Here is a 12855-nt window from a genome sequence, read left to right on the forward strand (position 1 = left end):
GGGAGTACCTATGAGAAAACCCTCAGAAGTGACCGGTGACCGCGCTTTGCTGATTTATACGTTGCATTTGACCGAATCGATGGGCCTGATGAGTGACGTGAAACTTCAACAATTATTATTCCTCTGTGAATTGCAAATGTTGGGGAAAGGATTGAAAGGGTTGCATTTTGAATTTGTTCGATTTCCTTATGGGGCCTTCAGCAAGGATGTGGATAATGATTTGCTCTTCTTGCGGAAAAAGGAACGGATAGAGAATTTTGATGTCACGGAACAGGCTGAGGGGGTTGTGGGCTTGGTTGAGAAGATCATGAAGGAACCCGAAGCCAATCAACAGGTCATGGAAATTATTCAGACGGTGGTTGAGAAATATGGACCCATGGATACCAGCGCCATCATGAGTGCCGTGGAGGCAGTGGAATTGGGTCCTGCTGATAATCCGGAGCAAAAACTTGCCATCCGGGATATTTCCTTCCACACCATTATGCTGGTGCCCTCCCGGATTGAAGCAACCGAAGCCATCACGCTTTCCTCCGCACAGGTAAAATCCTTAAATACGGCGATGGGGTATTAAAGCCCCGTCGACATCTGGAGGACGGTGTATCCTGGTTGTGCCATTTATTGAAGGTAAGGAGAGCATAAGAGGTCCCGAGGCCGAACAGGGGTCCGGCCTCGGTCTTATGAATTGAAAATTCTGGGATTACTTGGTAGGCGAGGCTTCTTCAGGAGAAGCTGTTGAGCCGACGGTAAAGGTATCCCGCAGCGCTTCCAGTCTGACCTTCCCCACGCCCTTCACTTTTCCCAGATCATCGAATGATTTAAAGGCGCCATGATCTTTTTTGTAGGCGAGGATGTTGTGGGCGATATCCTGTCCCACGCCTTTGACGGCTTCGAGTTGTTCAAGACTGGCAGTGTTAATGTCAATCTTGTTCACGGTAGCTTCTGCCCAGGACATGGGGAACAACAGGCCAACGGAAAGAACCAGAGCAAACATGAAGACCGAAACTTGTTGTGAATGAAGCCTCACGGCACACACTCCTTTGAAAATGGTTGAAACGTGTCGTGGCAATTCTTCCCTTTCACGGGGAGAAGGCCACGAAATGAATGAGTGAGGCTAGGGAGCAGTACGATTGAAGGGCAATCTGTCGAAGGTGGTGTCTTGGAAGTGTGAAAAGCCCAATAAATGTGAAAATTTACTGAGAGGAAGATGAAGGACCGGTTGTCGGAAATTGATACAAGGTGCCGAATTTCTGTCTGAGGTCTTGAATAAAGGGTTCAGGAGTCAGGGCCTGCCCCGTCACACGGGTGAGTAAATCGGTTGCCGTATATTGTCGTCCCCAACGATGGACCTTATCATTCAGCCAGCCTTTCAATGGAAGCAAGTTACCTTGACTGATGGCCTGGTCGAGATCTGGGAGATCCTTGTGGGCCTGCCGAAATAGCATGGCCGCATACAGATTCCCAAGCGTGTAGGTGGGGAAATAGCCAAACGCTCCAAAGGACCAGTGCACGTCCTGCAGCACACCTTCTGCATCGGAGGAAGGCACGATCCCCAGGTAGTCCTGAATTTTGGCGTTCCAGATTTCCGGCAGATCATCAACATGCAAACGGCCTTCAATAATTTCCAGCTCAATTTCAAATCGCACCATGATATGCAGGTTGTACGTCAGTTCATCGGCTTCGACCCGGACAAACGACGGGGCCACCCGGTTGATCGCCAGGTAGAAGTCTTCCGCACTGACTTGCCCCAACTGTGTCGGAAAAACCTCCTGAAGTTTCGGGTAAAAATATTGCCAGAAGGCCCGGGATCGCCCCACGCAATTTTCCCATAATCGGGATTGGCTCTCATGAATACCCAGAGAAATGGCTTCACCTAATGGAGTGCCATATTGTTTTGCGGGTAACCCTTGTTCGTACAGGCCATGCCCTCCTTCGTGAATACAGCTAAAGAGACAGGAAGGAAGATCCGTTTCGAAGACGCGCGTGGTCACCCGTACATCTGTTGGATGGAACGCCGTTGTAAACGGATGCTCCGACAAATCCAGGCGTCCGCGTTGAAAATCATAGCCCATGTGCTTGAGCACAAGCCGGCCAAAGTCCATCTGTGGGGTATGTCCATACGATTGCGTCAGGAGTCGGGAGTTGGGTTGGACAGGGGACTGTCGAATGTGGTCAAGCAGACGAATCAGCTCCGTCCGCAAGGTGGCAAAGAGTGGACGTAATTGGGCCACGGTCGATCCCGGTTCGTAGGTGTCGAGTAACGCATTATAGGGAGAATCCGCGTAACCCAAATAGTCCGCCTCTTGTTGCTTAAGTTTCACGACCCGTTGCAGATTCGGCAGAAACCGTTGGAAGTCATTCGTCTTCCTGGCTTCCGCCCATACTTGTTGCGCCAAAGAACATTCCCGCTCAAGCTGATTGACGAAGGCCGACGGCAATTTTTTCGCACGGGAAAAGTCCCGCCAGGTCTCGCGAAGGAGAGCCTGTGAGGGTTCGTCCAAGGCAGACGCGTGCTGGGAATGTATTGTTCCGGTGGGGAGATCCACAAACGTTCCAAGCAGGGATTCCATCTCAGACGAAACAAATTGGTCATGGGCCAGCGTTTGGAGAGTGGCCAGTTGCTCCGCGCGAACCGCTCCTCCTCCTGAAGGCATATAGGTTTCCTGATCCCAGGAGAGCACGGCTGCGGCATCATGCAAGTGATGGATCTGTCGCAAGGTCTGTTTCAGGGGATCAAGAGCAGCGTCAGCGGACATGAGCGATTTCCCCAAAGAGTGGTGAAAATTTCAGCGGATAACCGGACCACTGTAAGGCAGCTCTTAAGAAATTGGCAAGAAGCATTTGCCGATGAGTGAAGAGAACCGGCCAGGCGTGGAAGCCTGTGACCATTTGTCCGGACACAAAGGACAGGCCAGGCAATAGTGAGAAAAAAATAAGAGAATGGACGGGATGGCTTGCAGCAGGAGGATGAAGGGAAGGACAATGTGGGTCATTGAAGATCAGTCGTGAGGCGATGAGTTAACTGCAAAGGGGGGTACAACATGAAATCCTTGGTGCTGCCGGACATTGAAGCCTATGCCGAAGCGCACTCCTTGCCGGAATCGGAGGTGTGTCGGCGACTTCGGGAGGAAACGTATCGGAATATGGACTGCCCTCAGATGGTGGTCGGTCCATTGGAAGGGGCTTTTTTAAAGGTCATGGCGTTGAGTGTGGGAGCCAAACGGGTGTTGGAAATCGGCACCTTTACGGGCTATAGCGCCCTCTGTATGGCGGAATGTCTTCCGGATGATGGAGTGGTCATCACGTGTGATATCGATCCTGAGTCCACGGCTATGGCCAAGCGGTATTGGGCTCAGAGCGCTCATGGGACGAAGATTCATCTTCGCCTCGGCCCCGCCTTGGAAACGATGGCGACATTGACTGGAACATTTGACCTGATCTTCATCGATGCCGACAAAGCCAATTATGTGAATTATTTTCGTCAGGCATTAGAGTTAATATCAGATCAAGGCGTCATACTCATTGATAATGTTCTGTGGAATGGAGATGTGCTGACATATCCGGCTCCCGATACCAATACGGCCGCCATACAAGAACTGAATCGAGTCGTGCATGCCGAGCCGCGGGTCTCAGCGGTCCTGTTGACCATTCGCGATGGGATATTTTTGATCAAGCTGCGACCATCCCCCAACGCCAATGCTCGGGTGGCGCAACAACAGGCACAGCAATAAGACCTTCCACAGATCCGGTTCTCGCCAACGTTCATGAGTCAATCCACCGGCCTTTCTTCATCTCTTTCCGCCCAGACGAATCGGGCGGATTATTCCGCATGCCCAGTCAGTTGATTCTATTTCTCTTTAGATTTAGTCTAAGGCCGGATCTATTCAAACCCTAAAGAAGAAGAGAGCGATGACAGAAGGGTGAGGCATGAAGCCACATGCGTTTGTCGCGATGCCGTTCGGCGTGAAGAAAGACAGCCAGGGCACCGAGATTGATTTCAACCGGGTCTATGATGAATTGATCAAGCCTGCCCTTGATGAGGCAGGCTTGGATGTCTTCCGTGCTGACGAGGAGGAACGTGCCGGTGATATCCGGACGGATATGTTCCAGGAACTCCTCATCGCCGACCTCGTGGTGGCCGACCTCACTATTGATAATCCCAATGTCTGGTACGAGCTGGGTGTGCGCCATGCGCTGCGCGCCCGCGGCGTCGTCCTGATTTGTGGCGGGCGCGTGACGACCGCTTTCGATCTGTATACCGACCGCAAACTTCGTTACAGCATCAAAAACAGTGGACCCGATCCGGCGACATTAGAGCAGGAAAAGAAGAACCTTTCGAGCCTCGTCAAGGCCACCATGGAGTCGTGGCATGGCCGCAAGGTGAGTCCGGTATATCACCTCATGCCCAATCTTCAGGAACCGGACTGGAAGACGCTCCGCATAGGCGATGTGCGGGAATTCTGGGATCAGCATGAGGCATGGGAAGCGCGCGTAAATTTAGCGCGAAAATCCGGCTACATCGGGGATGTGCTGGTTTTGGCAGACGAGGCGCCCATTGCCGCGTTTCGAGCGGAAGCATGGATCAAGGCCGGTGAAGCTTTGCGGAAAGCTGAGCATTTTGACTTCGCCTTGGAACAGCTCGAACATGGTCTGGCCATTGAGCCGAATAATCTCAGAGGGCTACGCGAGCAGGGCATCTGTCTGCAACGACTGGCCCTGGCCGGTTCTCCAAGTCATTCGTTGGATCGTGCGCGCGCCCACTACCGCAAGGTCTTAGATCTGTATCCACTCGATGCTGAGGCCTGGGCTCTGCTCGGCCGTGTCGACAAGGATGCCTGGATTGCCGCGTGGCGTCAGTCCGGCAGAACCGCAGAGCAGATGCGAGAGGAAGCCGCTTACGAAGATGCTCTCTTGCGCGGGGCAATCGACAGTTATGCCAAGGCCTACCGCCATAATCCCAGCCATTACTATTCCGGCATCAATGCGCTCACATTGATGCATCTCTACCGTCATTTGACCAATGATGCACGCTATGATCGTGACAGGGAGACCATGGCCGGTGCCGTGCGATTTGCCGCCGAATGTGAACCGGATGAGCAGCAGTGGTTTTGGTCCAAAGCGACGCTCGGCGATCTGGAAGTGTTGATCGGCACGCCGGAGACGACGAAGGCAGCCTATAAGGAAGCTATCGCCAAGAACGACAAGGACTGGTTCGCACTCAAATCCAGCTGCGCGCAGTTGCAACTCCTCAAAGACCTGGATTTCCGTCCGGACACAGTCGGTGCCGGTCTGGCTACCTTCGACCGCGCATTACAGAAGCTGGAGAAGCCGGATGATCGCTGGCGACCCCGGCAGGTGTTCCTCTTTAGTGGTCACATGATTGATGCACCGGAACGACCGACTCCGCGGTTTCCTGCGGACAAAGAATCCATCGCCGCCCAGAAAATCTCGGAGGCCTTGAAGCAACTGGGCGCGGGGCCAGAAGATCTCGCACTCACTCAGGGCGCTTGTGGCGGCGATCTCCTGTTCACAGAGGCCTGTCAGCACCGCAAGGTGATCGTTCAGTGGCTGCAGCCATTCGATGAACCGGCGTTCATTCAGAAATCCGTTATCTGTAGAGGCGAAGTCTGGCGCAATCGATATTTGGCGGCCAAAGCCAAACTCACACGAGGAATTCGCTCCGCACCGGAACAACTCGGCCCACCTCCAAAAGGTGTGGACCCCTTTGAGCGGTGCAATCTATGGCTGCTCTACACCGCACTGGCGTATGGCGTGGACAAGGTGCACTTCATCTGTTTGTGGGATGGCGGCGGAGGTGACGGTCCTGGCGGGACCGCGCACATGTATCAGGAAGTGAAAGGCAGAACAGGAAACGTCACCTGGATTGACAGCCGGAATCTTTAACCGGCGTTCCTCAGGTGATCCCAGCGGAAAACAGTGAGGCTAAAAAACTCCCACTTAAAAACACAAATACTCCGGAGGCAACATGCAAAAAAAATTGCTAGCCCGCATGCAATCTCCCGGCCCGAAAAAAATCCTGGCTCTCGACGGTGGGGGCATCCGCGGGATGATCACCGTAGAGGTCTTAGCTGAAATTGAGAACCTGCTACGCCGGAAACTTGGCTGCGGTGAAGACTTCCGGCTGGCTGACTACTTCGATTTCGTCGCCGGTACCAGTACGGGCGCGATCATCGCGGCCTGTATCTCGGTCGGCATGACCGTGTCCGAGATCCGCGACTTCTACCGCAGCAGTGGGGAAGAGATGTTTGATAAAGCGTCCTTGCTCAGACGCTTTCGCCATACCTATGAGGACGAGAAGCTTGCGTTGAAGTTGCAAACAGTGTTTGGAAAAGACGCCACATTGGGAAGCGACAATCTCAAAACGGTCTTGATGATGGTCATGCGGAATGCCACAACTGACTCGCCATGGCCGGTTTCGAATAACCCCCTGGCGAAATACAACCAGCGAGTACGGGAGGACGGCTGCGCGCGCGACAACTGCAATTTGGAGCTTCCCCTGTGGCAACTGATCCGGGCGAGCACGGCGGCCCCGGTCTATTTTCCACCGGAAGTCGTGAAAGTCGGCAGTCAAGAGTTTGTCTTTGTCGACGGCGGAATCACCATGTATAACAACCCGTCCTTCCAGGCGTTTCTAATGGCCACGCTTGCCCCCTATAAAATGGATTGGTCGGTCGGGGAAGACAAGATGCTGGTCGTGTCGATCGGGACGGGAACCAGTCCCAAGGCGAATGCAGATCTGAATCCCAACGAAATGAATCTCTTATACAACGCCAGTTCCATTCCCTCTGCCCTGATGAGTGCGGCGCTCAACGAGCAGGACTTCCTCTGCCGGGTGTTCGGCCAATGTCTTGCCGGTGATGAGCTGGATCGCGAAATCGGAGACTTGAAAGCAGTGAAGGGGCCGGTCGGTCCCGACAAATTGTTCACCTACCTCAGATATAACGCAGAGCTGACTTTCGACGGATTGAAGAAAATAGGACTTCCGGGGATCAAGCCGGAACATGTGCAACAACTTGATTCGGTAAAGCACGTCACCGAGTTACAGCAGGTGGGCCAGGCGGTCGCGAAGAGCGTGAAAATTGAGCACTTCGCCCAATTTGCTTGATCCTAAAAAACGATCTCGCCCATTTTCAAAAACTGTTTGTTGGTGCACGGTTAGAAGGCGGTTTATGGGAATCTCTCTAAAAGAACCTCCCAGTGAAACGCGAGACCTTAAAAGCTGACACTGTATGAATCGACCGCGTCTCTTTCTCTCGGCCGTGAGTGAGGAATTGCGCACCGCTCGTCAGGCTGTGGCGGCCACGGTTCGCACGCTTGGTTTCGATCCCGTCTCCCAGGACGACTTTCCCACCGGGCACGGTGAACTGCGGCAGTGGCTGCGCGAGCAACTCGACTCTTGCGAGGGCCTCATCCAGCTTGTGGGTCAGGGGTTCGGCGCCGAACCACCCGAGGTGGATCAGGAATACGGCCGTGTGTCCTACACCCAGCTTGAGTTCTTGTACGCGCGCCATCAGAGCAAGAAGACTTGGGTGGTTGTGATCGGTCAGGACTTTGGGCGTGACAAGCCGCCCGATCAGCTCGACTTGCCGCATGACCCCAGCTGTCCTGACCACGCCGGGTACCAGGCCGAGCGGCGAACCCTCCAGGAAGATTACCTCACCAGGCTCACCAGGGAGAATCACCTCCGCCATACTGCAAACAACGGCACCGAGTTGCAAAACATCATATTGCGCTTGCGCGATGAACTGGGTGAGTTGCGGAAGCGGGCCGAGAGCAGAGAAAGCCGACTCACCAAGATTGTCATTGGCATTCTTTTGGGTCTTGTGTTCCTAGGCGGCGGTGGCTGGTGGGGCTTCCAACAACTTCAGATGGGAGTCCAGCAGGTCGGCATGGTGAGTACCGAGAAAATCCGTGCCCACCTGTTACAGACCGCGGAAGAAACCCATCGTCGGGAATTGGCCGAGGCTGAGATAGACACGGACTGGAAGAGACGTCAGCAACTGCGCGAAGAGGCCGACAAGGCTCACGCGGTGCGGCTGTCCCGCATAGATGAACTGGCCGCGTCCTTTGCCGAGATCGAGGGTCGCGGCACAGGCACAAACGTCTTTCAGGAAATGACCCGCATTTTGACCGAACAGGGCGTGGACGAGGCTATCACCTATGTGGAGAAACAGCGTTCCTCCATCTTCAAGACCGTTCGCGCCCGCGCTGCATCGGCTCGTGAGCGCAATCGGGCCGACCTTCAACCCCTTCTTCAGACTGCCGCCCTGCACGAGGCCAAGGGGCAGACTACCGAGGCCCGCACACTCTACACGGATATCCTCGCCACCGAACCGGACTGGCCGGAGGCCCTCCATCAGTATTTCTGGTTCCTTGCCGACCAGGGAGACCTTGCCCGCGTCCGCACCACTCTCGTTGCGGCCAGTCGGAACTATAAAGATGCGCACCACATTGCCCAGCGCCTCACTGCGAGCGATTCCCGCAATACCCAGTGGCAGCGCGACCTGTCGGTCTCTTTCAACAAGCTTGGCAACGTGGCGGTGGCGCAAGGGCAGTTAGAAGAGGCGGCGCGGGACTATACCGAAGGGCTGACAGTTCGAAAGACCCTGGCCGCGAGCGACCCCAGCAACACCGAGTGGCAGCGCGACCTGTCGGTCTCTTTCAACAAGCTTGGCGACGTGGCGGTGGCGCAAGGGCAGTTAGAAGAGGCGGCGCGGGACTATACCGAAGGGCTGACAGTTCGAAAGACCCTGGCCGCGAGCGACCCCAGCAACACCCCGCGAGCGACCCCAGCAACACCCAGTGGCAGCGCGACCTGTCGGTCTCCTACGACCGGCTTGGCGACGTGGCGGTGGCGCAAGGGCAGTTAGAAGAGGCGGCGCGGGACTATACCGAAGGGCTGACGGTGGCGAAGACCCTGGCCGCGAGCGACCCCAGCAACACCGAGTGGCAGCGCGACCTGTCGGTCTCTTTCAACAAGCTTGGCGACGTGGCGGTGGCGCAAGGGCAATTAGAAGAGGCGGCGCGGGACTATACCGAAGGGCTGACGGTGGCGAAGGCCCTGGCCGCGAGCGACCCCAGCAACACCGAGTGGCAGCGCGACCTGTCGGTCTCCTACGACCGGCTTGGCAACGTGGCGGTGGCGCAGGGGCAGTTAGAAGAGGCGGCGCGGGACTATACCGAAGGGCTGACGGTGGCGAAGACCCTGGCCGCGAGCGACCCCAGCAACACCGAGTGGCAGCGCGACCTGTTTGTGTCCTACTGGAAGATGGCAGGTCTGGCTGAACGGCAGAAGGGAACTAGCGAAGCGTATGTCTATTGGAGACAAGCTTTTAACGTGCTGTCGGACATCGACAAGCGGGGACTGCACCTCTCGCCGGAGGACCGGAATTTTTTGGAAATCCTGCGGGAGAAACTTGGTGCCGATCCAGGTTGACCAGTTCAATTCACGGCCTCGGCTCATTTGGGAACTCCAGTATCTGATCTTCACAATGCACAAGCACAAAGTCATACAAGAATTGAATCGTCTCTAGTTCACTACCTAATCATTAACCGGGAATTTGTTGATTAAACGAGAGAGGCCGGGTTTTCGGCCCGGCAGCCTAGCCACTTTTCTTCCGGGAAAAGTGGCCAAAACCATTGACGCCCCTTCTGGCCTTAGGAGAGCGAACGGACGCCAGTCTTAAGAGGGCGGTCCAACTCGCAGGGCTCAAACAAGGCCCGCCCGCTGAGAAGAGCGTCCCTCTCTTGGACCAGCCGGCAGGCGTCGGTCAGGAACGAAAGCCGTGCCAAGCGTGGGTCACGATCAGATCAAGGTATGAAAAATTGTCATCCTGATTGGAACGAAGGATCTAGCTGAGCAGTAGAACATTCGATTTGGGCACCGATCCTCCTTGGTGGAGGTTAGCTTAAGGACTGGGTGACCATCCAATATCTTTCGCCAATGTTTGAATAGTGGAGTGTAGATCTTTCTCCTATAACGGTTTCTAACGCCCCTGCCGGATAGTTTTGTCTCCTGCCGCCGGCTTGGCAAACTCGAACTTCAGCTCATTGATGCGTGTCAGGTAGTCGCTGACGTGGTGGTCGCCGCACCGTTGATTGCGGGACAACTTGAGCCCGCGTGCGGCATAGGCGCGCCCCGCTCCCGCTCCACAGAGGTGAATCACGGCGGCCAGATTCTGCTTCCGCTGGAGCGTCACCTTGCCAATCCGCTTCGGTCCTAACGTCTGACTGACTTGGCGATCGAGCAGCGCCGCCGTCAACTCAATGGCATGGCTCGGCAGGATGCGGGTATAGAGGCTATTGAACCAGCACGATCTCCAATCGTGCCACGGGCCGTCCTCGACCACCTCGTGGTCGTGGATGCAGTAGCGCTTCGCCTCGCTGAAGGTTCCGTCGGTAATCTGGTACATGCCAACCGCGCTCGAGGCCGGTTTGAACAGCTCCAAGGGATTCCATGTCAATTGCCACCGCCAGTAGGTCCGTGCCACAGGATTCCCCCCGCCCTCGACCTGCGCCAGCGCGGCGAGAAACTCAGGTGTGATGACCGCAGTGGCATGCTCCCGAAAAAGAGATTCGTATTCTTTCCAGGTCTGGACCGGGCTCTTGTTGAGGGATTGGTCCAACGGAAAGAAGATTTCGGTGGGTTTTTGGAAGGTATGAAAGGCCCAGTTGATGCCGAGCCACAGTAGAAAAAGGAGGGTCGGGATCACGACGACCCGAACAATCGGATGGGTGGCCAGCACCCCCCTCATGACCGCGCGGAGCACACGCCACCCCTGGCGCACAAAACCCCAGAGCATGGTGAACGTCGTTCGACGTTTGTGTCTCTTGGATCGGTGTGGTTGTTTGGCGGTCGGTCGGGTGGGCCTCAATGCCATAAATTCACTATACCCGAAAAAAGAGGGATGAAAGATCTAGTGGGGCACTACTCTTGCGCACCGCGAACGAGGGAATTTGAGATTTTCAAATAAAAGTCAGCCTTCGGTCAATTTGAAAAGTATCGGATTAATCGCTCTCCCTTTCGGGGAAGAAAAAGAGCAAACTTGTAGCGCCCATAAAAAATTAATGGAGTAGTAGCGCCTTCATATGGAACTGCTTCCTTTCAGCCAAGACCTTCATTTTGTAGGGAATGATACATCGTTCTTACCAAGGGATCGATCTCATCTCTTACAGCATCGTATTCTTCACTATGCAGCAACTTATATTGCTGGTCGAGCACGACTTTGTTGTCGAAGAAATGAGGAGTGTCAATCTCTATTCCTACAATAACTTGGACTCCTTCTGGGAGGTCATCAGCAATGTAGGTGAGAACTTTAGGAAGATTAATATCGTCTTGCCCCTGTTGATTAGGTGCATCAATGACCAAGGGAATGGAAAAAGCGCCGTAAGTGTCAATACACGTCCGCCAGAGTGCCCCATAATAAGCTAATATTGAGCGAGGCCCCCCACTTCCTGAAAGATCTGGGCGACTGGTAAGTCTTAGTTTGCTCGTATCGATTGGAGGAAGGTTTAAGCTGACAAGTGCAGAAGAGTATGTCTGACGGAAGGTCTGCAAGATTTCCCTAGAACGCTTCTTGTCCCCAAGTTCTTTCAGTTGAGTGTCTAGAGTTTCAATGTCGCTAAGCTTCTGATCGATTTCTCCCTTGAGCGCAGCATTTTGTTCCTCAAATACTCGGAATGCCCTTTCGGCTCCCATGCTATTAACAACATCATTGAATTGCAGTGCACCGCGTCGGATGCTGAGGATTTCAGATACCTTCTGATAATGTTTTTCGAGCTCAATTTTTTTTGCTAGGGTTTTTTGATGTTGCTCCCTAATCTTGGTCGCATCCTCTTGCAAGTGGGTGACGAGATCCCTAAGTATGCGGGCATCTTCTGCGTACGTAAGTAAATCGAAAAAGGACTCCAAGTGTTCAGCACCACATGTAGGGCATGTCAGTTTTTCTCTTGCCTCCTTGAGAAGGTAAAAAGAGTCCCCTTCATGGGTTGCCAGGGCATTATTGGCAAGCTCGATTTGAAGCTGAATGTTGTCATATTGTTCTTCTTCCCGCACGGCTGTGTCTCGTAACATTTCCTGCTTTTTATTTAATACAGTAACTTCGCTTGTGAGGCGAGAAATTTCCTGTTCAAAGTTGTCGGGTTGAAGTTTTGGTCCTGAGAGGGTCATTGATTCGCTAAATCGTTCACGTGCTCTATCTAAAAATTGACGTTCTTTTTGTAGGTCTTCCAACGCTCGCTGTTTTTGAGTTCGCTGAGAGTTTAGCTCGTAGTATTCAGGGGGCTTGATCCCACTGAAGTAGTCGAGGATGGTTCCTGTTGGTTTGCGGTACTGTTGAAGTCCAATGAAAGTGTTCCAGCTAGATTGCCAGCTGCCATCTTGGTTGATATAGAACGGCAGGAAAAAGCAGCGTGGGTCAGCTTGAACTGTCTCGAGGTTCTTGTCGGTAAGGACTAGGTTGAACCCAACTGTTTTGGCGAAGGTTTCCGCCCATTTGTCGTGATTGTTTGTAGCGATGATAAGATCGTTTGTCTCGTTGAATAAAGCTCGATGTCTGAGCTGATGAACGGCGCGGTATCGCTTCTTGTCAATACAGAAATCAACTGCAGATATTGTCTTTTCATCCCATTGAGCTAGGTCACCTTGAGGTCGAGCTCCTAGAGTTAGGAATAGAGTCTTGATCAGACTTGACTTGCCTGTGTGATTCCTTCCCACGAATAAGTTCTTCCTTGGGTGAAAACGAATCAGTCGGCCTCGCTGTTCCCCGTGCGATAGAAGCCATATGCTTTCGAATAAGAAGCTTTTCATAAGATTTCGTCCTGAGGCTCCTTATGAGC

General features: G+C 53.8%; 10 protein-coding genes. 6 read left to right on the forward strand and 4 right to left on the reverse strand.

Features of this window, described 5'->3' with window-relative positions:
* Positions 1 to 10 precede the first annotated feature (10 nt).
* A complete protein-coding gene (locus tag PQG83_RS18405) occupies positions 11 to 571 on the forward strand; it encodes a Panacea domain-containing protein (RefSeq protein WP_312744181.1) in 561 nt (186 codons plus the stop codon).
* 126 nt (positions 572 to 697) lie between these two features.
* On the opposite strand, the gene PQG83_RS18410 is transcribed toward PQG83_RS18405, so the two are convergent.
* Both PQG83_RS18410 and PQG83_RS18415 read right to left on the reverse strand, forming a co-directional pair.
* On the reverse strand, positions 698 to 1024 hold the full coding sequence (locus PQG83_RS18410) for a ComEA family DNA-binding protein (protein WP_312744183.1): 327 nt from the start codon (positions 1022 to 1024) through the stop codon (positions 698 to 700).
* 166 nt (positions 1025 to 1190) lie between these two features.
* Positions 1191 to 2753, reverse strand: coding sequence for a carboxypeptidase M32 (locus PQG83_RS18415; protein ID WP_312744185.1), 1563 nt, complete (start codon positions 2751 to 2753; stop codon positions 1191 to 1193).
* A gap of 285 nt (positions 2754 to 3038) precedes the next feature.
* Here PQG83_RS18415 and PQG83_RS18420 point away from each other — a divergent pair, with 285 nt between their 5' ends.
* The 5 genes from PQG83_RS18420 to PQG83_RS18440 all read left to right on the forward strand — a co-directional run bounded on the left by PQG83_RS18420 (position 3039) and on the right by PQG83_RS18440 (position 9454).
* Entirely contained in the window at positions 3039 to 3728 is a 690-nt protein-coding gene (locus tag PQG83_RS18420) for an O-methyltransferase (RefSeq protein WP_312744187.1), read from the forward strand.
* 196 nt (positions 3729 to 3924) lie between these two features.
* Entirely contained in the window at positions 3925 to 5901 is a 1977-nt protein-coding gene (locus tag PQG83_RS18425) for a tetratricopeptide repeat-containing protein (RefSeq protein ID WP_312744189.1), read from the forward strand.
* Positions 5902 to 5983: 82 nt separating this feature from the next.
* Positions 5984 to 7123: a patatin-like phospholipase family protein gene (locus tag PQG83_RS18430; protein ID WP_312744191.1), complete on the forward strand. Its 1140-nt coding sequence runs from the start codon at positions 5984 to 5986 to the stop codon at positions 7121 to 7123.
* A gap of 124 nt (positions 7124 to 7247) precedes the next feature.
* A complete protein-coding gene (locus PQG83_RS18435; RefSeq protein WP_312744192.1) occupies positions 7248 to 8888 on the forward strand; it encodes a DUF4062 domain-containing protein in 1641 nt (546 codons plus the stop codon).
* Positions 8864 to 9454 (forward strand): tetratricopeptide repeat protein, encoded by a 591-nt coding sequence (locus tag PQG83_RS18440; protein WP_312744193.1) that lies wholly within the window; start codon positions 8864 to 8866, stop codon positions 9452 to 9454. The genes PQG83_RS18435 and PQG83_RS18440 overlap by 25 nt, the downstream gene beginning before the upstream one ends.
* Before the next feature lie 550 nt (positions 9455 to 10004).
* On the opposite strand, the gene PQG83_RS18445 is transcribed toward PQG83_RS18440, so the two are convergent.
* Both PQG83_RS18445 and PQG83_RS18450 read right to left on the reverse strand, forming a co-directional pair.
* Positions 10005 to 10787, reverse strand: a complete 783-nt coding sequence (locus tag PQG83_RS18445) for a transglycosylase SLT domain-containing protein (protein ID WP_312744194.1) — start codon at positions 10785 to 10787, stop codon at positions 10005 to 10007.
* Between the two features lie 335 nt (positions 10788 to 11122).
* Positions 11123 to 12826 (reverse strand): AAA family ATPase, encoded by a 1704-nt coding sequence (locus PQG83_RS18450; protein WP_376753541.1) that lies wholly within the window; start codon positions 12824 to 12826, stop codon positions 11123 to 11125.
* Positions 12827 to 12855 lie beyond the last annotated feature (29 nt).

Source organism: Candidatus Nitrospira neomarina, from assembly GCF_032051675.1.
In the GTDB taxonomy this organism is placed as follows: domain Bacteria; phylum Nitrospirota; class Nitrospiria; order Nitrospirales; family UBA8639; genus Nitrospira_E; species Nitrospira_E neomarina.